At 63.7% G+C, this 22,430-nt stretch carries 22 protein-coding genes; 15 read left to right on the top strand and 7 right to left on the bottom strand.

All coding sequences use genetic code 11. The features are described from left to right. Nucleotides 1-113 precede the first annotated feature (113 nt). The gene (locus O3298_RS09775) at nt 114-1,619 is read right to left on the bottom strand and encodes a peptide MFS transporter (RefSeq protein ID WP_099667564.1); all 1,506 of its coding nucleotides are present in this window, start codon (nt 1,617-1,619) and stop codon (nt 114-116) included. 311 nt (nt 1,620-1,930) lie between these two features. On the opposite strand from O3298_RS09775, the gene ppnN reads away from it, so the two are divergent. From ppnN to O3298_RS09830, 11 genes are all read left to right on the top strand, one after another. Next, nucleotides 1,931-3,301, top strand: a complete 1,371-nt coding sequence (gene ppnN, locus O3298_RS09780; RefSeq protein ID WP_305059152.1) for a nucleotide 5'-monophosphate nucleosidase PpnN — start codon at nt 1,931-1,933, stop codon at nt 3,299-3,301. Nucleotides 3,302-3,505: 204 nt separating this feature from the next. Next, the gene (locus O3298_RS09785) at nt 3,506-4,573 is read left to right on the top strand and encodes a LacI family DNA-binding transcriptional regulator (RefSeq protein ID WP_305059153.1); all 1,068 of its coding nucleotides are present in this window, start codon (nt 3,506-3,508) and stop codon (nt 4,571-4,573) included. Nucleotides 4,574-4,781: 208 nt separating this feature from the next. Then, nucleotides 4,782-5,588 (top strand): transporter substrate-binding domain-containing protein, encoded by an 807-nt coding sequence (locus tag O3298_RS09790; protein ID WP_289897570.1) that lies wholly within the window; start codon nt 4,782-4,784, stop codon nt 5,586-5,588. Between the two features lie 91 nt (nt 5,589-5,679). Next, nucleotides 5,680-6,372: an amino acid ABC transporter permease gene (locus O3298_RS09795; RefSeq protein ID WP_305059154.1), complete on the top strand. Its 693-nt coding sequence runs from the start codon at nt 5,680-5,682 to the stop codon at nt 6,370-6,372. A gap of 1 nt (nt 6,373) precedes the next feature. Further along, the gene (locus O3298_RS09800; RefSeq protein ID WP_099667568.1) at nt 6,374-7,024 is read left to right on the top strand and encodes an amino acid ABC transporter permease; all 651 of its coding nucleotides are present in this window, start codon (nt 6,374-6,376) and stop codon (nt 7,022-7,024) included. Next, entirely contained in the window at nt 7,011-7,745 is a 735-nt protein-coding gene (locus O3298_RS09805; protein ID WP_099667569.1) for an amino acid ABC transporter ATP-binding protein, read from the top strand. The genes O3298_RS09800 and O3298_RS09805 overlap by 14 nt, the downstream gene beginning before the upstream one ends. Continuing rightward, complete coding sequence (locus O3298_RS09810) at nt 7,742-8,488, top strand: sugar phosphate isomerase/epimerase (protein ID WP_305059155.1); 747 nt, start codon at nt 7,742-7,744, stop codon at nt 8,486-8,488. The genes O3298_RS09805 and O3298_RS09810 overlap by 4 nt, the downstream gene beginning before the upstream one ends. Continuing rightward, on the top strand, nt 8,485-9,459 hold the full coding sequence (locus O3298_RS09815) for a sugar kinase (RefSeq protein ID WP_305059156.1): 975 nt from the start codon (nt 8,485-8,487) through the stop codon (nt 9,457-9,459). The genes O3298_RS09810 and O3298_RS09815 overlap by 4 nt, the downstream gene beginning before the upstream one ends. 20 nt (nt 9,460-9,479) lie before the next feature. Next, the gene (locus O3298_RS09820; protein WP_305059157.1) at nt 9,480-10,478 is read left to right on the top strand and encodes a D-glycerate dehydrogenase; all 999 of its coding nucleotides are present in this window, start codon (nt 9,480-9,482) and stop codon (nt 10,476-10,478) included. Beyond that, nucleotides 10,475-11,491: a porin gene (locus tag O3298_RS09825; protein WP_305059158.1), complete on the top strand. Its 1,017-nt coding sequence runs from the start codon at nt 10,475-10,477 to the stop codon at nt 11,489-11,491. Before O3298_RS09820 ends, O3298_RS09825 begins: the two co-directional genes overlap by 4 nt. A gap of 12 nt (nt 11,492-11,503) precedes the next feature. After that, on the top strand, nt 11,504-12,505 hold the full coding sequence (locus O3298_RS09830; protein WP_305059159.1) for a Gfo/Idh/MocA family protein: 1,002 nt from the start codon (nt 11,504-11,506) through the stop codon (nt 12,503-12,505). Nucleotides 12,506-12,577: 72 nt separating this feature from the next. Here the strand turns inward: O3298_RS09830 and lysS are convergent, their stop codons facing one another. The 4 genes from lysS to O3298_RS09850 form a co-directional block, all read right to left on the bottom strand. After that, nucleotides 12,578-14,107, bottom strand: a complete 1,530-nt coding sequence (lysS, locus tag O3298_RS09835) for a lysine--tRNA ligase (protein ID WP_099667574.1) — start codon at nt 14,105-14,107, stop codon at nt 12,578-12,580. Nucleotides 14,108-14,125: 18 nt separating this feature from the next. After that, nucleotides 14,126-14,821: an HAD family phosphatase gene (locus O3298_RS09840; RefSeq protein ID WP_305059160.1), complete on the bottom strand. Its 696-nt coding sequence runs from the start codon at nt 14,819-14,821 to the stop codon at nt 14,126-14,128. A gap of 2 nt (nt 14,822-14,823) precedes the next feature. Continuing rightward, a protein-coding gene (gene prfB, locus O3298_RS09845; RefSeq protein WP_139143151.1) for a peptide chain release factor 2 occupies nt 14,824-15,928 on the bottom strand; the annotation gives its coding sequence in 2 pieces (ribosomal slippage) (nt 14,824-15,846 and nt 15,848-15,928; 1,104 coding nt in all). Then, the gene (locus tag O3298_RS09850; protein ID WP_171984906.1) at nt 15,845-16,132 is read right to left on the bottom strand and encodes a hypothetical protein; all 288 of its coding nucleotides are present in this window, start codon (nt 16,130-16,132) and stop codon (nt 15,845-15,847) included. The genes prfB and O3298_RS09850 overlap by 84 nt, the downstream gene beginning before the upstream one ends. On the opposite strand from O3298_RS09850, the gene O3298_RS09855 reads away from it, so the two are divergent. Together O3298_RS09855 and O3298_RS09860 are read left to right on the top strand one after the other, a co-directional pair. Continuing rightward, nucleotides 16,131-18,164: a bifunctional 2',3'-cyclic-nucleotide 2'-phosphodiesterase/3'-nucleotidase gene (locus O3298_RS09855; RefSeq protein WP_305059161.1), complete on the top strand. Its 2,034-nt coding sequence runs from the start codon at nt 16,131-16,133 to the stop codon at nt 18,162-18,164. The genes O3298_RS09850 and O3298_RS09855 overlap by 2 nt on opposite strands. Then, the gene (locus O3298_RS09860) at nt 18,161-18,649 is read left to right on the top strand and encodes a tetratricopeptide repeat protein (RefSeq protein ID WP_305059162.1); all 489 of its coding nucleotides are present in this window, start codon (nt 18,161-18,163) and stop codon (nt 18,647-18,649) included. Before O3298_RS09855 ends, O3298_RS09860 begins: the two co-directional genes overlap by 4 nt. Before the next feature lie 12 nt (nt 18,650-18,661). Here the strand turns inward: O3298_RS09860 and O3298_RS09865 are convergent, their stop codons facing one another. After that, entirely contained in the window at nt 18,662-19,060 is a 399-nt protein-coding gene (locus O3298_RS09865; RefSeq protein WP_251348366.1) for a hypothetical protein, read from the bottom strand. A gap of 9 nt (nt 19,061-19,069) precedes the next feature. Further along, nucleotides 19,070-19,945 (bottom strand): hypothetical protein, encoded by an 876-nt coding sequence (locus O3298_RS09870; RefSeq protein ID WP_305059163.1) that lies wholly within the window; start codon nt 19,943-19,945, stop codon nt 19,070-19,072. A 345-nt stretch (nt 19,946-20,290) separates the two neighbouring features. Here O3298_RS09870 and O3298_RS09875 point away from each other — a divergent pair, with 345 nt between their 5' ends. Further along, complete coding sequence (locus O3298_RS09875) at nt 20,291-21,448, top strand: ABC transporter substrate-binding protein (protein ID WP_046682990.1); 1,158 nt, start codon at nt 20,291-20,293, stop codon at nt 21,446-21,448. An 85-nt stretch (nt 21,449-21,533) separates the two neighbouring features. After that, on the top strand, nt 21,534-22,424 hold the full coding sequence (locus tag O3298_RS09880) for a branched-chain amino acid ABC transporter permease (RefSeq protein WP_034782923.1): 891 nt from the start codon (nt 21,534-21,536) through the stop codon (nt 22,422-22,424). Nucleotides 22,425-22,430: the final 6 nt, after the last annotated feature.

A 22,430-nucleotide genomic window follows, 5' to 3' on the forward strand; every position in this document is an offset into this window, starting at 1 on the left:
GTGGGTGGATGGCCGCTGGCCCTGGCTGTATTGTACCGTCCGGCAAGGGGGAAACGGCTGCCGAATGAAAAACGGCGGCCCGCAGGCCGCCGTTTTGATCTACAGCAAGACGCTTACTTCACGCCGTGCATCAGTTTGTTGATCAGCGGTGCGATCAGGAACAGGATCACGCCGGCGCCCAGCAGGGACCAGAAGCCGAAGGTGTAGCCGGACAGGGCCGACTGTACCGACATGCCGCTTTCGCCGCTGACGTGGCTGGCGAAGATGCCGGACAGGTTGTTGCCGATACCGGTCGACAGGAACCAGCCGCCCATGCCCAGGCCGACCAGGCGTACTGGCGCCAGCTTGGTGACCATCGACAGGCCGATAGGCGACAGGCACAGCTCGCCGATCGATTGCAGCATGTACACGGTCGCCAGGGTCCAGAACGGGATCTTGTTGTCGGCGCCAACCAGGCTCGACAGTGCGAAGATCAGCAGGCCGAAGGCCAGCGCATTGCCCAGCAAGCCCAGGCCGAATTTGCGCGGGATCGATGGATTGACGTTGTGGCGCGCCAGGAAGACCCAGACGGCGGCGATGATCGGCGCAAAGACGATGATGGCGACCGAATTGACGGTCTGGAAGTAGGCGGTCGGGAAGATGGCGAAGCCCAGGTCGCGGTTGACGATCTTGTCGGCCAGGAAGGTAAACGAGCTGCCTGCCTGTTCGAAGAACATCCAGAACAGGATGTTGAAGACGAAGATCAGCAGCATGGCGATGACGCGGTCGCGCGCCACTTTACCGTTGCGTATGCCTTCGATCATCAGCATCACGGCCAGGCCGACGAACAGCACGGTCAGGACGATTTGCAGCTTTTCAGCGCCGACGGTCAGCAGGAAGTACATCAGCGGGATCACGCACAGGGAGCCGACGGCCACCCAGACGACGCGCATCGGGCTGCCGGCACCGGCTTCCGGTGCGCCGATGCCCTTCAGGGCGCGGCGGCCGATGGCGAACCATACCAGGCTGATCAGCATGCCGAAACCGGACGCCATGAAGACCATCTTGTACGCAGGCATGTCGCTGGTGCCGAAGATCGACCCGGCCAGCCATTGCGTAAAGACAGGGGCGACCATGGCGCCCATGTTGATACCCATGTAGAAGATCGTGAAACCGCTGTCGCGGCGCGGATCGGCCGTCGTGTACAGCTTGCCGACCATGGTCGAGATGTTCGGCTTGAACATGCCGTTACCGACGATCATGGTGGCCAGGCCCAGGTTGAAGATGTCTTGGTTCGGTACCGAGATGCAGAACAGGCCGGCAGCCATGAAGACGGCGCCCAGCAGGATGGAGCGCTGGTAACCGATGACCCGGTCGGCGATGTAACCGCCGAACAGGGCGCCGGCGTACACCAGCGCGAGGAAGGAACCGTAGGTAAGGTTGGCCGCTGCCTGTCCCGAACCGTCGCCGCCGTGGAACTGGGCCACGATGTACAGTACCAGCGCCCAGCGAACTCCGTAGAACGCGAAGCGTTCCCAGAATTCAGTCATGAACAACATCCACAATGGGCTTGGATGGCCCATAATCTGCTTGAACTCGGGAATAACGGCTTCCTTGTTGGGCGTAGTCGCACCGCTCATGCGGTTCCTCCTGAAAAATTATTATAGTCAATCGATACAACGAACTTATGGAAGCCTGCGGGCGGCGGGGACTCTCATGAAGAACCTCACGCACGGGAATTCCAATAGGCTGGCATTCTAATCTACAAATTGCGCTGAGCGAAGATTTCGATTCGCATTAGCAAGAATGACTGTTTCATATTGGTCAAACCGGTTTGCAGGCAAGGGCGGCCCCGGCGATTTTGCGGCGGCACAGCACAACTTGCCTGACTTGTCGTATATTGAGGCTGCAAGACCTTCGAGCATCGATTTTTAAAGGGATTTTTCGCATTATGGAACACGACGTTATCGATACTCTGGTTTCACCGGAAGGCCGCCTGGACGTGCTCTCCAAGACTGAAGTCAACAAACTGCTCGACACCAGCCAGGGCGGCCTGTACAACACTTTCCGCCGCTGCGCGCTGGCGGTCCTGAATTGCGGCAGCACCATCGACGATGGCCGCGCCCTGCTGGAGCGCTACCAGTCGTTTGAAATCTCCATCATCCAGCGCGAGCGCGGCATCAAGCTCGACATCAAGGGCGCGCCAGCCATCGCCTTTGTCGACGGCAAGATGATCAAGGGCATCCACGAGCACCTGTTTGCCGTGCTGCGCGACATCATCTTCGTCAGCGATGAAGTCACGGGCAACCCGAAATTCGACTTGCAGAGCACGGAAGGCGTGACGGACGCCGTCTTCCACATCCTGCGCAACGCCAACGTGCTGCAAACCCAGCTCAACCCGAACCTGGTCGTGTGCTGGGGCGGCCACTCGATCAACCGCGCCGAATACAATTATTCGAAGGAAGTGGGCTACCAGCTGGGCTTGCGTGGCCTCGACATCTGCACCGGTTGCGGCCCTGGCGCCATGAAGGGCCCCATGAAGGGCGCCACCATCGGCCACGCCAAGCAGCGCCTGCACAATGGACGGTATCTCGGCATCACCGAGCCGGGCATCATCGCGGCCGAGTCGCCGAACCCCATCGTCAACGACCTCGTCATCATGCCGGACATCGAAAAACGCCTGGAAGCGTTCGTGCGCGCGGGCCACGGTATCGTCGTCTTCCCCGGCGGCGCCGGCACGGCCGAAGAGATTCTGTACATCCTCGGTATTTTGTTGCACCCAGACAATGCCGAGATTCCATTCCCGCTGATCTTCACGGGTCCGGAAACGTCGCGCGAGTACTTCGTGCAGATCAACCAGTTCATCAGCGATACCCTGGGCCCGGAAGCGCAGCAGCGCTATAAAATCATCATCGACGACCCGGAACTGGTGGCGCGCGAAATGCTCGAAGGCATACGCCAGGTGCGCGAATTCCGCAAGGCGCACAGCGACGCGTATTACTTCAATTGGCTGCTGAAGATCGATCACGAGTTCCAGAAGCCGTTCCAGCCCACGCATGAAAACATGCGCAACCTGAGCCTGCACAAGAACCAGCCGACGCACTTGCTGGCGGCCCAGCTGCGCCGCGCGTTTTCGGGCGTGGTGGCGGGCAACGTCAAGGATGACGGCATCCGCTCGATCGAAAAGCACGGCAACTTCGAGATCCACGGCGACAAATCCATCGCTGGCCCGATGGACGCGCTGCTCGCTTCCTTCGTGGCGCAGCACCGCATGAAATTGGCGGGCACGGCGTACGTGCCTTGCTATACCGTGATCCAGTAAGTCGTTTTTCAAGCAGCGCCGCCCGCCCCCTGCGTTTGCGGGGGGAGGGCGGCGCCTTTTCATCCGCGTTCCCAGCCATGCCCCCATCGTGTTCCTTCGCCGCCACAGGCAATCAAATCGCTTGCGTCATCGATTCGTGGGTGCTATCTTTGGAACCGGTTCCAAAATAAAAATATGCATATCAACAGGTAGTGGAGAGCAACCTTGGATTCAGTACGCGGCAATAAAAAGACAGTCTCCGGCGAGCCGGCACGACCCGTGACCATTGCCCAGGTGGCGCGCGAGGCGGGCGTGTCGAAGACGAGCGTGTCGCGCTTTCTCGGCGGCGAACTGGACGCCCTATCCGAAAACATCCGCCAGCAGATCACCAGCACCATCGCGCGCCTCGGCTACCAGCCGAACCAGATGGCGCGCGGCCTCAAGCGTGGCCGCACGCGCCTGATCGGCATGGTCGTGGCGGACATGCTGAACCCCTACACGGTGGCTGTGCTGCAAGGCGTGGAAGCGGCTTGCCAGCAACATGGCTATACCTTGATCTTGTGTAATACCGGCAATGACGAACAGCGCGAACGCCAGTCGCTTGCCGCGCTGCGCTCGTACAGCGTGGAAGGGCTGATCGTCAACACGCAGGGGCGCAACATCCAGTCGTCCGACTTGCAGCAGGCGGGCATGCCCATCGTGCTGGTCGACCGCCGCATCGAGGGCGTCGATTTCGACCTGGTGGGCCTGGACAATGTACAGGCTGGCCGGCTGGCCACCGCGCATCTGATCGAACAGGGTTTCGACGCCATCGCCTTCGTCGCGCCGCCCTTGACGGGGGTCAGTTCGCGCCTGATGCGCGCCGAGGGTTTCCAGGCCGTGATGGCCGAGCATCCCGGTTGCGTGGGCGAAGTGCTGGCGGTGGACCTAGATGACCGGCCCTCCATCGACGCGCAGGTGCGTCTATGCCTGGCGCAGTGGCGCGGCCGCCGCGTGGCGCTGCTGGCGTCGAACGGCATGGTGGCGCTGGAACTGGCGCTGATGCTGCAGCGCCTGGCCTTGCGCATGCCGCAGGACGTGGGCTTGCTGGGCTTTGACGAATTGCCGTGGTCGCCGCTGGCGGGCCTGAGCACGATCGAGCAGCAGACGTACGAGATCGGCTTTTCGGCGATGACGTGCATGCTGTCGCGCCTGCAGGGCGATCAGTGCCCGCCGCGCGAGGTGCTGTTGCCAGGCAAGTTGATTGTGCGCAATTCCACCCGGAGCGGGGAAGTGCGCAAGGACGGCGATTGACGGAAGAGGGCGTACGCCCTTTTTTTTGGGAAGGTGATGGAACCGGTTTCATGAATTGTATTCACACTGGAAAGGGGCGTGGATAGTCAGGCAGGGCAATGGCAGGAGGTTGGTACGACACGGCAAGAGACGATCTGAATCGTCCATTTGACAATATTCCCGGAAGCGCCTCGACGAGGCCGGTACCGGGATCACAGGAGACGGAAACATGAAGATGACCACACTGTTCTATTCGAAAATACTGGCTTGCGCACTGGCAGCCACGTGCGCCCTCGGTGCGGCGGCCGACGCCGGCGCGCAGACGCTTGGCGACCTGATCAAGAAAGGCAAGCTGACCATTGGCGTGGTCAGCGGCACGCCGCCGTTTGGCAGCATCGACGCCAAGGGCGCGCCCGTCGGCTATGACGTCGACGTCGCCAACCTGATCGGCAAATACCTGAACCTGCCCGTGGAGGTGGTGCCGTTGACAGCGCCGTCGCGCGTGCCGTCGCTGGAATCGGGCAAGGTCGACTTCCTCGTGGCAACTTTGGCACCCACGCCGGAACGGGCCAAGACCCTGATGTTCACCATGCCCTACAGCGCGTTCGAACTGGCCATCGTCGCGCCGGTCGGCGGCAAGCTCAAGGCCCTCGCCGACTTGAAGGGCAAGAAGGTGGGCGTGACGCGCGGCACCACGAATGACACGGCGCTGAGCCGCATGGCCCCGGCCGGCACCAGCATCGTGCGTTTCGAGGATGACGCCACCGTCACCCAGGCCTTGCTCAGCAAGCAGGTTGACGCCGTTTCGATCCCCAGCACGATGGCGCTCGACATCATCAAGACGCGCGGCGCGGGCAAGATCGAAGTCCGCTTCGCCTACTCGCTGCAGCCGAACTCGATGGCCGTGCGCCGCGGCGACTTCGAGCTGCACCAGTGGCTCAACAACTTCATCTACTACGTCAAGCTGAACGGCGAACTCGACGCCATCGCGCGCAAGTGGAGCGGCGCGCCGCTGCCGGCGCTGCCGACCTTCTGATACCGCGACCCGCACAGGGAGAGTGTTCGTCCGCACGGCGCGCCGCCATGGTGGCGCGGCCGGGGATGCGCACGTAGACAAGGAGTTGAGTATGCCGTATGAATTTCATTTCGAACTCGTCATGCAATCGCTGGACCGCCTGCTGTGGGGCGCGGCGCTGACGATACGCCTGAGCGCCCTGTCCATGGTGCTGGGGCTGGCGGTGGGCGTGTGCGCCGCCGTCATCCTGAAGAACGGTCCCGCCTATGCCCGCACGGCGGTGCGCGCGTATGTCGAGGTGATCCGCAGCACGCCGTTCCTGGTGCAGCTGTTCATCATCTACTTTGGCTTGCCGTCGCTGGGCCTGCAGCTCGACGCGAACGGCGCCGCGCTGGTCGCCATGACGGTCAACCTGGGCGCCTACGCGGCGGAAATCGTGCGCGCCGGCATCGGCGCCGTGCATCCGTCGCAGCTGGAGGCGGCGCAGGCGCTGGGCATGACGCGCTGGCAAGTGATGCGCCACGTGGTGCTGCTGCCGGCGCTGGAAAAGGTGTATCCGGCGCTGGCCAGCCAGTTCACGCTGATGATGCTCGCATCGAGCGTCGTGTCGGCCATTTCCGCCGAAGAGCTGACCGCCGCCGCCCACCTGCTCGACGCGGAAACCTTCCGCAGCTTCGAGATCTACATCGTCGTGATGGTGCTGTACATCCTGCTGGCCCTGCTGTTCCGCTTCGGCTTCTGGGTGCTGGGCCAGATCGTCTTCAAACGCCGCCGCCGTCTGGGCGCGGTGCGCATGGGAGCATGACATGATCAGTGACTTTTCCTGGGATAACCTGCAATTCCTGCTCGAGGCCACGCGCTGGACCATCGGCCTGTCGCTGATCGTCTTTATCACGGGCGGCATCGCCGGCTTCGCGGTGGCGCTGCTGCGCACGGCGCGCAGCCGATTCCTGCGCTGCATCAGCGCCCTGTACATCCAGCTGGTCCAGGGCACGCCCGTGCTGATCGTGCTGTTTTTGACCTATTACGGGCTGGCTCTGTTCGGCTACAAGCTGTCGCCGGTCATCGCGGCCGGCGCGGCGATGACGATCTTTGCCAGCGCCTACCTGGGCGAGATCTGGCGCGGCTGCATCGAAGGCGTGCAGCGGCAGCAGTGGGAGGCGTCCGCCGCGCTGGCGCTGAACCGCTACCAGCAGCTGCGCTACGTCATCCTGCCGCAGGCGCTGCGCCATTCGCTGCCGCCGACGGTGGGCTTCATGGTGCAGATCATCAAGAACACCTCGATCACCTCGATCATCGGCGTGGTGGAACTGACGCGGGCAGGGCAACTGGTCAGCAATGCGACTTTCCTGCCTTTCATCGTCTTCCCCATCGTCGCCCTGATCTACTTCGCGCTGTGCTATCCGCTGTCGCGCTACAGCCATTCACTGGAAAGGAAATTCCATGCCCATCGTTGAAATCGACCATATCAGCAAGAGCTTCGGCGCCAACCACGTGCTCAAGGGCGTGTCGTTCGCCGTCGAGCGGGGCCAGGTGATCGCCGTGATCGGCCGCAGCGGCTCCGGCAAGAGCACCATGTTGCGCTGTATCAATGGCCTGGAAACCATCGACAGCGGCAGCATCGTCGTGGCCGGCCACACGCTGACGGCGCGCCAGGAGCATCTGCTCGACTTGCGCAAGGATGTCGGCATGGTCTTCCAGAGCTACAACCTGTTCCCCCACCTGACCGTGGAAGAAAACGTCATGCTGGCGCCGCGCATCGTCAAGAAGGTTCCCGACGCCCAGGGCCGCGCCACGGCGCTGCGCGTGCTCAAGCAGGTGGGCCTGGACCACAAGCGCGAGGCCTATCCCGAGCAGCTGTCGGGCGGCCAGCAGCAGCGCGTGGCGATCGCCCGCTCGCTGGCGATGGAGCCGCAGGTGATGCTGTTCGACGAAGTGACGTCGGCGCTCGATCCGGAACTGACACAGGAAGTGCTGAAGGTGATGGAAGAGCTGGCGCAGGCGGGCATGACGATGCTGCTGGTGACGCACGAGATGGAGTTCGCGCGGCGCATGGCCGACGTGACCGTCTTCATGCACCAGGGATTGGTGTGGGAGAGCGGGCCGTCGGAAGCCTTTTTCAGCAACCCGCAAACGCCCGAAGCGCGCCAGTTCGTCGGCGCGGGAGCGATCAAGTGAGCCCCGTCCTGGTGGCCGCGTCGGCCTACGGCGCAAGCAGGGTAAGGCAGCTGGGGCAAAGCCAGTTCATCGACGTGGTGGCCGATGCGGGCGGCGCCGGCATCGAGATCCGCCGCGAACTGTTTACTTCCGACTTGCCAGACCTGGCGCGCATGGGCGCGGCCGTGGCCGCGCGCGGCCTGTACTGCGTGTATTCCACGCCCATCGAATTGTGGGGCGCGGACGGATTGCCGCAGCACGAGCTGCTGCAGCAGATGCTGGACGAGGCGGCGCGTCTGGGCGCGCGCTACCTGAAGGTGTCGCTCGGCCATTACACGGCCGCGCCGGAGCTGGCGGCCTTGCACGCCCAACTGGCGGCCGCGCCCGTGGCGCTGCTGGTGGAAAACGACCAGACGGCCCACGGCGGCAAGCTGGCGACGATGGCGCGCTTCCTGGCGGCGGCGGACGAAGCGGGGCTGCCGGTGGGGCTGACCTTCGACATCGGCAACTGGCGCTGGGTGGGCGAGGATGCGCAGCAGGCGGCGCGCCTGCTGGCGCCGTACGTGCGCTATGTGCATTGCAAGGCTGTCCTTGACGACGGCGGAAGGCTGTCCGCCTGCGCCGTTTCCGACGCCGATCCGGCCTGGCGCGCCGTCTTCGCGCATTTTGCGCCGGGCGTGCAGCGGGCCATCGAATTCCCGCTCGAGGGCGCCGACCTGGTGGCCGAAACGGGCCGCTACATTCAGATGCTGGAGGCCGCATGATGGCGCAGGAATCGAATCAAGGGGCGCACGCGCTCGACGTTGTCACGTATGGCGAGGCGATGGCGATGTTCGTTGCCGAGCAAACGGGCGACCTGGCGGCCGTGGCGCACTTCACGCGCCGCCTGGCCGGCGCCGAGACGAATGTCGCCATCGGCCTGGCGCGCCTGGGGTTGAAGGTCGGCTGGCTGAGCCGGGTGGGCGACGATTCCTTCGGCCGCTTCATCCGCGCCAGCGTGCAGGCCGAAGGCGTCGATTGCAGCCGGGTCGTCACCGTCGCCGGCCAGTCCAGCGCCTTCCTGCTCAAGGAAAAGGCCGAGAATGGCGCCGATCCGCTGGTCGAATACTTCCGCAAGGGTTCCGCCGCCAGCCGGCTGGCGCCCGAGCACTTCGATCCCGCCTATTTCCTGTCCGCGCGCCACCTGCACGCCACGGGCGTGGCCGCGGCGCTGTCCGAGACCAGCCTGGCGTTCGCCGGCCAGGCGCTCGACTTCATGCGCGCTCATGGCCGGAGCGTGTCGTTCGACCCGAACCTGCGGCCCTCGCTGTGGCCGTCGCAAGCCGTCATGGTCGAACAGATCAACCGCCTGGCCGCCAAGGCGGACTGGGTGCTGCCCGGCTTGGGGGAGGGAAAAATCCTCACCGGCCACGACCTGCCGCACGACGTCGCCGGCTTTTACCTGCAGCGGGGCGCGCGGCTGGTGGTCGTCAAGCTGGGCGCCGACGGCGCCTATTTCCGCACGGCCGAGGGCGACAGCGGCATGGTGCCGGGCGAGCGCGTGGCCAACGTGGTCGACACGGTGGGCGCCGGCGACGGCTTCGCGGCCGGCCTGGTCAGCGCCTTGCTGGAAGGCTTGCCGCTGGCGCAGGCGGTGGGGCGCGGCAACCGGGTCGGCGCCTTCGCCATCCAGGTGGCCGGCGACATGGAAGGCTTGCCGACCCGCGCCCAGCTCGACGCGCTGGTCCCATCTTGAACCATACAGGGGAAATACTCGTGAAAAAACATGTGGTTGTGTACAAAAAACTGGCCGAGCCGCTGCTGGCGCGCCTGCGCGCCGAATGCGAGGTGACGTATTTCGAGGCGATCGATGCGGGCAACCGCGCCGCCTTCGCCGCCGCCATCCGCGGCGCGCACGGCTTGCTGGGCGCCAGCGTGCGCCTGGAGCGCGAATTGCTGGACCCGGCGGAAGAGCTGCGCATCATTTCCACCATTTCGGTGGGCGTCGACCAGTTCGACGTCGATTACCTGCGCGAACGGGGCATCTTGCTGGCCAATACGCCGGACGTGCTGACGGAAACGACGGCCGACACGATCTTTGCGCTGATCCTCGCCAGCGCGCGGCGCGTCGTCGAACTGGCCGAATTCGTCAAGGCGGGACGCTGGACGCGCAGCGTGGGCGAAAGCCAGTACGGCGTCAACGTGCACGGCAAGACCATCGGCATGCTGGGCATGGGCCGCATCGGCCGCGCCGTCGCCCGCCGCGCCGCGCTGGGCTTCGGCATGCAGGTGCTGTACGTGAACGGCGAAGCCGTGCCCGAGGTGGAGGCGGCGCTGGGCGCGCGCCAGGTGGCGCTCGACGACTTGCTGGCAGGGTCCGATTTCGTCTGCGTGGTGCTGCCGCTGACGGCGCAGACGGAACGCATGATGGGCCGGCGCGAGTTCGCGCTGATGCGCCCCGGCGCCATCTTCATCAATGGTTCGCGCGGGCGCATCGTCGACGAGGCGGCGCTGATCGAGGCGCTGCAGCAGGGCACCATCCACGGCGCCGGTCTCGACGTGTTCGAGCGCGAACCGCTGGCGCCGGACAATCCGCTGCCGCACATGGCAAACGTGGTGGCGCTGCCGCACATCGGTTCGGCCACGCACGAAACGCGCTACGCCATGGCGCAGCAGGCCGTGGACAACCTGCTGGCAGGCCTGCGCGGCGAGCGTCCGCGCCACCTGGTGAGCCAGGGACAGTTTTCACAAGAAGATAGACAGGGCAAGACATGAAGAAGAAGGTAGTAGGGGCAATGATCATCGGCGCCGGCAGCGGCTTGTGCTGCGCGCAGTCGAACGTGGCCGTGTACGGCATCATGGACATGGGCGTGGTGTCCGAGAGCGGCGGCGCCGGCGGCAGGGTGCTCAAGCTGACGAGCGGCATCGCCAACGGTTCGCGGCTCGGTTTCAAGGGCAGCGAAGACCTGGGCGGCGGCATGACGGCGATGTTCACGATGGATGCGGGCATCCTGGCCGACACGGGCGCTTCGGCCCAGGGCGGCCTGCTGTTCGGGCGCCAGGCCTTCGTCGGCCTGGGCGGCGCGGCGGGCACCTTGCGGTTGGGCCGCCAGTACACGTTCATCGACAGCAGCCTGGGGGCGCTGGACCCGTTCTACCTGGGTTTTGCGGGCAGGATGAGCAACGTCTTCACGGCCGGCTACATCAGCCGCGTCGACAACAGCATCACCTACAGCTCGCCCGTGCGCGGCGGGCTTTCCGGCGAACTGGCGTACGGTTTCGGCGAAGTGCCCGGCGACGCGGCGGCCAGGCGCTACACGGGCGCGGCGGCCACCTATGCCAGCGGGCCGCTGTATGTGCGCCTGGCGCACCAGGATGCCAACACCATGTCAAGCGCGCTGGTGGCGGGCAGGGCGCGCAACACGGTGCTGGGCGCCACCTGGGATTTCGGCGTGGTCAAGGCGCATGGCGCCGTGGCCGTCAGCAAGAGCACTGCGGGCGCCGCCACCACGGTCGACAGCGCGGACCTGATGCTGGGCGCCACCGTGCCTTTTGGCCCGCACCGCGTCCTGTTCTCGTACGTGCGGCGCGACGACCGGCGCGCCGCCAACGGCGACGCTTCCCAGGTCGGCATCGGCTACACCTATGCGCTGTCGAAGCGCAGCACCTTGTACGCGGCTTACGCGCATATCGACAACCGCAACGGCGCCGCCTACGTGGTGGGCAACGCCACCGACAACGGCACCGGCAACCAGGCCTGGAACCTCGGCCTGCGTCACACTTTTTAACGGGAGAATCGAATGAAGAAAATCGGATGGATACTGGTCGGCGCCAGCACCGTGGCGCGCGAATGGATGGTCGACGCGATCCGCCAGCAGGGCGACGCGGAAGTGCTGGCCGTGGTCAGCAAGGACGCCGCGCGCGGCGCCGCTTTTGCCGCGCAGTTCGGCATCGCCGCCAGCTATACGGACCTCGAAGCGGCGCTGGCGCATCCGGGCGCGGACGCCGTGTACATCAGCACCACCAATGAATGGCACATGGCGCAGACCTTGCAGGCGGCGCGCGCCGGCAAGCACGTGCTGTGCGAAAAGCCGCTGGCGCTGAACCTGGACGACGCCCGCCGCATGGTCGACGGCTGCGCCGAAGCGGGCGTGGTGCTGGGGATTAACCACCACCTGCGCAACGCCGCCAGTCACGGCAAGGTGCGCGAGCTGATACGCGCCGGCGAGATCGGCCAGCCCCTGTATTGCCGCGTGCTGCACGCGAACAACCTGCCGCAGCACCTGCGCGGCTGGCGCCTGGACGCGCCGGAGTCGGGCGGTGTCACGCTCGACATGTTCGTGCACGACGTCGACACCCTGCGCTTCCTGCTCGACTCGGAACCGCGCCACGTCACCGCCTGCGCCACCAGCGGCGGCATGACGGTGGCCGGGCTGGAAGAGGGCCTGATGGCCGTCATCGAGTTCGACAACGGCACCCTGGTGCAGGTGCACGACGCGTTCAATGCGCCCCATTCGCTGTCCGGCGTGGAAATCATCGGCACCAAGGGCACCATCTTCGCCACCGGCGTGATGACGCAGCGCCCCGTCGGCAGCATTACCCTGACGCGCGACGGCGGCAGCATCGACATCCCCGTCGAGCATGAAAACCTGTACGTGCGCTCGGTGCGCGCCTTCCAGCGCGCCATGCGCGGCGAGGGGCAGCCGGCCGCCACCGGCGACGACGGCATGCGCGCGCTGGCCACCGCATTGGCGGCGCAGCAGGCCAGCCGCAGCCACCAGCGCGTGACCCTGGCCGGCTGACGGCTGGCCGTAGAAGTAAAAAAGCCGCCTGATCGCAAGACCAGGCGGCTTTTTATCGGCTTGCGTCCGTGATTACTCTTCGCGGCGCAGATGAGGGAACAGGAGGACGTCGCGGATGTTCGGCGAATCCGTGATGATCATCATCAGGCGGTCGATACCGATGCCGCAGCCACCGGCTGGCGGCATGCCGTATTCCAGCGCGCGGATGTAGTCGGCGTCGTAGAACATCGCCTCTTCATCGCCGGCGTCCTTGGCGGCGACTTGCGCCAGGAAGCGGGCCGACTGGTCTTCCGCGTCGTTCAACTCGGAGAAGCCGTTGGCGATTTCGCGGCCCACCATGAACAGCTCGAAGCGTTCCGTGATGCCGGCCACCGTGTCGGAAGCGCGCGCCAGTGGCGACACTTCGACCGGGTAATCGATGATGTAGGTCGGTTCCCACAGCTGCGCTTCAGCCGTTTCTTCGAACAGCGCCAGTTGCAGCGCGCCCAGGCCGGCCGTGGCGAACGGCTTGACGCCGAATTTTTTCAGCTCTTCCTTGATGAATTCGGCATCGTTCAACTGCTCGGCGGTGTAGCCTGGAGCATATTTGTTGATCGCTTCGACGATGGTCAGGCGGTGGAACGGTTTTGCCAGATCCAGTTCGCGGCCGCCGTAGGTCAGGGTGGCGGTGCCGTGCGCATCGATGGCGGCCTGGCGGATGACGGCTTCCGTGAAGTCCATCAGCCATTTGTAGTCGGTGTAGGCCGCGTAGAATTCCATCATCGTGAATTCAGGGTTGTGACGGATCGACACGCCTTCGTTGCGGAAGTTGCGGTTGATCTCGAACACGCGGTCGAAGCCGCCCACGACCAGGCGCTTCAGGTACAGCTCGGGCGCGATGCGCAGGAACATCTGCATGTCGAGCGCATTGTGGTGCGTGATGAACGGTTTTGCCGCGGCGCCGCCCGGGATCGTGTGCAGCATCGGCGTTTCCACTTCCATGAACTCGTTCTTTTCCATGAAGCGGCGGATCGACGAGATGGCGGCGGTACGCGCCTTGAAGGTGCGGCGCGTCTCTTCGTTCATGATCAGGTCGACGTAGCGCTGGCGGTACTTCGTTTCCTGATCGGCCAGGCCGTGGAATTTGTCCGGCAGCGGGCGCAGCGACTTGGTGATCAGGCGCAGTTCCGTGACCTTGATGGTCAGTTCGTCCGTCTTGGTCTTGAACAGGGTGCCCGTCACGCCCAGGATATCGCCCAGGTCATAGTGGTGCAGGGCGGCCATGGCCGCTTCGCCGGTCAGGTCCAGGGTGGCGTAGATCTGGATGCGGCCGTCGGCCTTCGGGCCGGAGGCGTCTTGCAGGGTGGCGAAAGCGGCTTTCTTGCCGGCTTCGCGCTTGAGCATCATGCGGCCGGCCAGCACCACGGTGACAGGTTCGGCTTCCAGCTCTTCGCGCGTCTTGCCGCCGTATTGCGCGTGCAGGTCGGCCGCCTTGTGCTCGGGGCGGAAATCGTTCGGGAAGGCGACGCCTTGTTCGCGCAGTGCTGCCAGCTTGACGCGGCGCTCGGCGATGATCTTGTTTTCATCGGGGGCGGCGGCTTGTTCTTGGATATCCGTAGTCATGGTGTTCTTCGTTGGTGATTATTGATGATGTGGCGCCAGCGCTGGCGCCACGCTGGCAAACAGTGCGTCGACGTCGAGTGCGGAGAAATCCGGTACGATGGCAATGACGTTGTCGAAGGCGGCAAACGCCTCGGCCGGCAGGGTGGTGGTGAGCACCACGACGCGCATGCCGGCGCGGCGCGCCGCTTCCACGCCCAGGGGCGCGTCTTCGAAGACGATGCAGTCTTGCGGCAGCGCGCCGGCCAGCAGCGCGCCTTTCAGGAAAACGTCCGGGTGCGGCTTGCCCCGTTCCACGTCGGCGGCGCCGACGATGGCGTCGAAGCGGTGGCGCAGGTCCAGGCCATCGAGCGTGAACGCGATGTTCTCGTCCGGCGCGGCCGTGCCCACCACCAGCCCGACGCCAGCCTGGCGCGCGCTGGCGATCAGGCGGTCGAAGCCAAGCACCGTGGCCAGGTGCGGGCCATACAGTTCGCGGTAGACGACTTCCTTTTCCGCCAGCAGGGTGACATGGTCGGCATCCGCGCCCAGGTACTTGGCGATGATTTCGTGTCCCTGCCGTCCCGCCGTGTCGCGGAAGAAGGCATCCGCGTCCAGCGCATGGCCGTGGCGTTCAAAGAACGCCAGCCACGACGTCGTGTGGAAGGCCATGTTATCGACGATCGTGCCATCCATGTCGAACAGGAAGGCGCGCTGCGCCGGAGCGGATGCGTTCATCCTTATACGCCTTGCTTGAGCGAGGCGGAGATGAAGTCGTCGATGTCGCCATCGAGCACGCCCTTGGTATTGCCCGTCTCGAAACCGGTGCGCAAGTCCTTGATGCGGGACTGGTCCAGCACGTAGGAGCGGATCTGGTGACCCCAGCCCACGTCCGTCTTCGAGTCTTCCAGCTTCTGCTGCTCGCTCATGCGCTTGCGCAGTTCATGCTCGTACAGCTTCGCTTTCAGCATTTCCATCGCTTCGGCGCGGTTGCGGTGCTGCGAACGGTCGTTCTGGCACTGCACCACGATGCCGGTCGGCGCGTGGGTCATGCGGACGGCGGAGTCGGTCTTGTTGATGTGCTGACCGCCGGCGCCCGACGCGCGGTAGGTATCGACGCGGATATCGGCCGGGTTGACGTCGATCTCGATCGAATCGTCGACTTCCGGATACACGAACAGCGACGTAAACGAGGTGTGGCGGCCGTTGGCCGAGTCGAATGGCGACTTGCGCACCAGGCGGTGCACGCCCGTTTCCGTGCGCAGGAAGCCGTAGGCGTGATCGCCCTCGACCTTCAGAGTGGCCGTCTTGATGCCGGCGACCTCGCCGTCCGACTGCTCCAGGATTTCGACCTTGAAGCCCTTGCGTTCGCAATAGCGCAGGTACTGGCGCAGCAGCATCGAGGCCCAGTCCTGGGCTTCCGTACCGCCGGCGCCGGCCTGGATGTCGATGAAGCAGTTGTTCGGGTCCATCGGATTGTTGAACATCCGGCGGAATTCCATGCTTTCGATGACCTTGCGGATTTCCTGCACGTCCTGCTCGATCGCTTCGAGCGTCTCGTCGTCGCCTTCTTCGCGGGCCATGTCGAACAGGTCGCGGGTGTCGCGCAGGTCGGCATCGGCCTTGGCGAGCGTGAAGACGATGGCTTCCAGCGCCTTCTTCTCTTTACCGAGGTCCTGGGCGCGCTTGGGATCGTTCCAGACGGTCGGATCTTCCAGCTCTTCGTTGACTTGCTCTAGTTTCTCCGACTTGACAGTGAAGTCAAAGATACCTCCGAAGTTCGGCTTCGCGGACCGTCAGGTCGTTGAGCAGGGCGGAGATGATATTGATGCGTTCGGCTTCCATAATGTTCTGGTCTTCTATGGTGAAATCAAACCCTGAATTATACGCGAGCGCGGCGCGTTTCCGCTGCCGCCGCGGCGCAATTGCTGCCGCACGGGGCAATAAAATGACGATTTTGCTGTATTTACGACAATATTTTTGCCTTGATAGGGGCTGCCGTGCTGCGTATGATGCTGGCGATATTGTCTTTCCACAGGAATACATCATGCTTCAACTTCCCCGTCTCGCCCTGTTACCGCTGCTGCTGGCCGGCTGCGGCGCCTTGCCGCCCGCCGCCACGGGACCCGTCCGGTCGCCATCGGCCGCGCCGGCCGGCAGCAGCGCCACCCTGGCCCTGCTGGAGACGACGGACTTGCACGCGAATGTGCTCAGTTATGATTACTACAAGCTGCAGGCGGAACCGTCGATCGGCCTGGAACGCACGGCGGCACTGATCGCCCAGGCGCGCGCGCAGTTCCCGAACAATCTCTTGCTCGACAACGGCGACACCATCCAGGGCACGGCCCTGGCCGACTACCAGGCCCTCGTGAAACCGCTGGCTTGCGACCAGACCCTGGCCATCTACAAGGCCATGAATTTGCTGAAAGTGGACGGCGGCGGCATCGGCAACCACGAATTCAACTACGGCCTGGCGTTTTTGAGCCAGGTGACGGGCAACCGCTTCGACGTCGACAGCGTCGACGCCAGCAAACCGCGCTGCGCCGGTCCCGCATTCCCGCAAGTGCTGGCCAACGTCTACAGCGTCAAGACGGGCCAGCCCCTGTTTGCGCCATATCACATCATCGACAAGCAGATCACAGCCACCGGCCCCGATGGCAAGGCCATTACAGCCACCGTGAAGGTGGGCATCATCAGCTTTGCGCCGCCCACCATCATGGCCTGGGACAAGCGCTGGCTGGAAGGCCGCGTCTACACGCAGGGCGTGCGCGAGACAGCGGAAAAATTCATCCCCGAGATGCGCGCCAGGGGCGCCGAGCTGGTGGTGGCCATTTCGCACGGCGGGCTCGATGACAGCCCGTACTCGCCGACTATGGAAAACGGTAATTACTACCTGTCGCAAGTGCCGGGCGTGGACGCCATGCTGATCGGCCACTCGCACCAGCTGTTCCCGAACGCGGCCAGCACGGTGCCGCAGTTTAATTTGCCCGGCGTCGACAAGGTCAAAGGGCTGGTCAATGGCGTGCCCACGGTGATGGCCAATTTGTGGGGCAAGCACCTGGGCGTGATCGGTTTGCGCCTGCGCCACGACGGCAAGCAATGGGTGGTCGACAAGAGCGCCACGACGGTGGAAGCGCGCGGCATCCAGAATGCGGACAAGAGTTACGTCCAGCCCGACGCAGCCATCGCCGCACTGGTGGCCGAGGAGCACGCAGCGACGATCGCTTACGTGCAGACACCGGTCGGCGCCACGGATTTCCGCATGTCGACGTATTTCGCCGACGTGGGCGATGTGAGCGCCATCGAAGTGGTGAACCAGGCGCAATCGGGCTACCTGGCCGCCTACGTGAAGGCGAACCTGCCGCAATATGCCAGTCTGCCCGTGCTGTCGATGTCGTCCCCGTTCAAGAGCGGCTCGGCCGGCGTGTCCGACTACACGGACGTCAAGGCGGGCAATGTGGCGCTGAACAACGCGGCCGATTTGTATCTGTATCCGAACGCGCTGTACGGCGTGAAGATGAATGGCGTCGAATTGAAGGCCTGGCTGGAGCAGTCGGCGCGGCGCTTCAATACCATCGATCCGCACAAGGCGGAGCCGCAGGAACTGGTCAACACGGCCCATCCGAGCTACAACTTCGATACGCTCACCAGCGCCGACGTGCGCTACCAGATCGACGTTACGCAGCCGCCGGGCCGTCGCATCCAGGGCTTGACGTTCAAGGGCAAGCCGGTGGACGCGGGCCAGGAATTCCTCATCGCGACAAATAACTACCGCGCCAGCGGCGGCGGCAATTTCCCTGGCCTCGATGGCAGCAAGACGGTGGTGGCCTCGCCCGACAACAACCGCGAACTGCTGATCGCCTACGTCACGCAGCAGAAAAACCTGACGCGCGCAAAAAACGGCTCGGCGCGCAGCTGGACCTTCGCCAGGATTGCCACCAAAGGCCCCGTGGTCTTTCATTCCGCGCCGAACGTGATCGAGCTGGCGAAAGCGGCCGGCATCGATAACGTCACGCAGTTGAAGCTTGATGACGGTGCCGGCAAGGGCTTTGCGCTGTACCAGCTCGACCTGTCGAAATGAAGGCATGGGTGTTTGCCATCGCCCTGGCCGTGTCGCCGCTGGCATCGGCAGGGCCGGATGTCACGGCCCAGGCCAAGGTCTTGATGCGCGCGGGCGAGGCGACCCAGCCGCAGGCGCGCGCCCTGTTCGAGCACGCGGCGGGGCAGGGCGGCGGTCCTGCCGCCTACTACCTGGGCTTGATGCACAAGAACGGCATGGGCGGCCCGCAGGACAGCGCCGCCGCGTTGCGCTGGCTGGAACTGGCCGCGCAACGCGGCGTGGCGCCCGCCATGTTCATCGTGGCAAACATGCTGCAGGAGACTGATCAGGAACAGGCACGTCACTGGCTGGATGCCGCCTGCGACCTGGATTACCCGGAAGCGCTGCAGCAGAAATCCGTCGCCCTGGCCGAAGGGCGCATGGGCTATGCGCACAGCGAGGAACAGGCAAACCTGTACTTGAAGATGGCGACGCATGCGATGGGGCACAGGGCCGAAGAGCCGTGATTGTCCGCCAGGTCAGGTTCGCAGGCTATTTGCAGCCTCGGCAATGGCCAGCGGGTTGCGCGACAGCAGGGCGGCGGCCAGGTCCAGCAGGCCTGCCGCTGCCTTGATGGCCGCGTGCGTGTGCCCGATGTCGGCCACGGTTTTCCTGCCTTGGTCGATGGCCGTGTTCACATTGGCCAATGCCTGCTGCGCACTCTGGTTGATCAGGTAGATGCCGTGGGCGCGGAAAAAGGACACCATCTGATCCAGGTGGCTTTCATATTGCTTGAGATCATGCAGCACGGCTGACGGCGTCGGCGGCGTGCGGTCGGTCAGCGCGATGCGCAGCTCCAGTACCTGGTTCGAGGCCTGTGCCAGCTTGTCGGCGATTTCCGTGGTTTGTTTTTCATCGAGTGCGATAACGTTGCCCATGTCCGACTCCTACCAAGGGGATGGTGAATAATTGGCGGCCTGCTTTTGCAGGGTATCGACTTGCTTGGCAAAAGTGTCCAGTTGACGCTCCAATGCCGGGTCTTGCATGGACTTGGCACGCAAGGTGCTGAGACTGTTTTGCAATTCCGTCATGGCGGCAAGATAGGCGTCGATGACCTTGCCACGCTCCTGCAGATGCCGCCCGTCAAGGTAGAGCTTGGCCTTCAGATAGTTGCTGGTCACGGGTTCCCTGGCGGCAGCGTTGTCGAGCGAGCGATTCAGGGATGCCAGCGTCAGGCTCTCGTCGTGCAGATTGGCCTGGTAGTTTTGCTGCGCATATTTTTTCAGCGCATTGCTGATGATATAAATATCGTCTTCGCGCGCCAGCAATTCGTTGATTCCCGACTGCTGTCTTTGCTGCGTGACAATCTGGCTGATCAGTGCGCTCAGGCGCGTGACTTTGTCCAGCTGGTCGGCGTCGAGCACCGGCGCCGTGCCGCCAGACTGCTGCAAGGCGCCCAGCGAACCGCCAAGGGCGCCGATCTCCTCCTTGTAGTTCGCCAGCTTGTCGTTGGCCAGCGCGGCAAGTACTTCCGCGTAGCGTTTCAATACATCGTTTAGTTCGGCTGTGCCCGCCAATTGCGCCGCATAGTCCTTGCAGCGCCGGAGCAGGTCCTGTTCCGTTTCCTGCGCAACGTAGGGGCGGTCGGTGATGATGCTGTTGCGCCTTACATTATTGGTGCAACTGCTCATGGAGTGGGTCAGCATGGGTTTGAATACTTCCGTTATCGCCACCGTCTGTCCCGCGAACTTGTCGACCGGCGTGAAGTTCTTGCAGGCGCTACTCATGCCGGCGATCAGCAGGCAGGCGCAGATGCTTGTCATGGGCTGGCGCATAGGGTCTCCATGGTAGGGAAGGGATTGCCGCCATGGACGGTTGACCCTGGTTCAATGACCATATCACCATTACATCACCATACTTTTGACGCAGATCAGACATATGCATCGTGTGTCATGGTGTAGCACCTGTGTCAATTTGCGCCATATTTTCCTTACAAAAGACTGACAACAGGCCTGCAATTGCGGCTTTTCCGCATGTTGCGACGCGTCATATGTAGTTGTTGCTGGTGCATGTTTACTCACCTACAATGATTTATCGATGGGGCGGTTATCCAGCGTACGACTATAAAAATAAGTGGCATTAAAAACGTTGTATCAGAGGAGATGACAATGAATTTGAAACAGAAATTGCTCGTGGCAAGTTTGGTTTTGGGTTTCTCGCAGGCGGCAGTCGCAGCCGACCCCATCAAGATCGGCGTGTCCGGACCGTTTACGGGCGGTTCCGCGCCGATGGGCGTGTCGATGCGCGACGGCGTCAAGCTGGCCGTCGCTGAAATCAATGCCAAAGGCGGCGTGCTGGGCCGTTCCCTGCTGCTCATCGAGCGCGATGACGAAGCGAAGAACGAACGCGGCGTGCAGATCGCCCAGGAACTGATCAACAAGGAAAAGGTCGCCGCCACCGTCGGCTACATCAACACGGGCGTGGCCCTCGCTTCGCAGCGCTTCTACCAGGAAGCGAAGATTCCCGTCATGAACAATGTGGCGACGGGTTCCATCGTCACCAAGCAATTCGCCGACCAGCCGGAAAACTACATCTTCCGCAATGCGGCCAATGACACCATCCAGTCCGGCATGATCGTGCATGAGGCGATCGAAAACCGCAAGTTCAAGAAAGTGGCGATCCTGGCCGACTCCACCAACTATGGCCAGCTGGGCCGTGAAGACCTGGAAAAAGCGCTCGACAAGAAGGGCATCAAGCCCGTCGTCGTGGAAAAATACAACATCAAGGACGTCGACATGACGGCCCAGCTGCTGAAAGCCAAGCAGGCGGGGGCGGAAGTCGTGCTGACCTACGGCATCGGCCCGGAACTGGCGCAGATCGCCAACGGCATGGAAAAACTGGGCTGGAAAGTGCCGCTGATCGGCAGCTGGACCCTGGCCATGGGTAACTTCATCGACAACGCGGGCAAGAACGGCAACGGCACGCGCATGCCGCAAACCTTCATCCAGGACGCCAGCACGCCGAAGCGCAAGGCCTTCATCGACGCCTACGTGGCCGCCTACAAGCCATCGGGCGGACGCATGCCGTCGGCCGTCTCGGCCGCGCAAGGCTACGATTCCATCTACCTGCTGGCCGCGGCCATCACGCAGGCGGGCGGCACGGACGGCCCGAAAGTGCGCGCCGCGCTGGAAAACCTGAACGAGAAGGTGGAAGGCGCCGTCACGACCTACAACAAACCGTTCAGCAAGACCAACCATGAAGCGATCACGGCCGACCTGACCGTGTTTGGCGAAGTCAAGGACGGCAAGGTCGTCCTCGCGAAATAAGCCTGGCGGACAGTCGCCGCGCAGTGGCCAGCCTTGAGGAATCAGGACTGGCCATTTTTTCATCTTTCGTCTTCCGGGGAATACCATGGAAATCTTCCTGCAGCTCGTCTTCAGCGGCATCGCGCTGGGCATGATCTATGCCGTCATCGCTTTCGGCTACCAGCTGACCTTTGCCACTTCCGGCACCCTCAATTTCGGCCAGGGCGAATCCCTGATGCTGGGCGCGCTCGTGGGCCTCTCCCTGGTGGGCACCATCCATGGCGGGCCGTACATGAGCTATCTGCTGATGATCCCCATCGTCATCGTCTTCGGCGCCTTGCAGGGCGTGTTCGTCGAATGGATAGGCGTGCGGCCCGCCATCAAGATCAAGTCCGAATTCGGCTGGATCATGTCGACCATCGCGCTGGCCATCATTTTCAAGAACGTGGCGGAAAACATCTGGGGCAAGGATGACCTGATGTTCCCGTCGCCGCTGTCGGCCGCGCCGTTCCAGGTATTCGGCGCCAATGTGCAGCAGATGCAGGTGGCCGTCATCGTCGGCGCGCTGGCCATCATGCTGGCCGTGGAAGTCTTCAACCGCAAGTCGATCTATGGCAAGGCCGTCGTGGCGACGGCCAACGACCGCGACGCGGCCGGTTTGATGGGCATCAACACGGGCATGGTCATCACCTTTTCCTACGCGCTGTCATCGGCCACGGCCGCCTTCGCGGGCGTGCTGGTGGCGCCGCTGACCCTGACGGGAGCGACCATGGGCGCTTCGCTGGGCTTGAAAGCGTTTGCCGTGGCCATCATCGGCGGCCTGACGTCGGGCGTGGGCGCCATCGTCGGCGGGCTGATCCTGGGCATCGCCGAGACGACCACCGGCTACTACATCTCCACCGGCTACAAGGAAGTGCCTGGCCTGCTGCTCCTGCTGCTGGTGCTGGCCATCAAGCCGTCCGGCCTGTTCGGCAAAGCCGCGATCAAGAAAGTCTGAGGACGA

Origin of the sequence: Janthinobacterium sp. SUN137, assembly GCF_030587265.1 — a bacterium.
Classification (GTDB): domain Bacteria; phylum Pseudomonadota; class Gammaproteobacteria; order Burkholderiales; family Burkholderiaceae_D; genus Janthinobacterium; species Janthinobacterium kumbetense.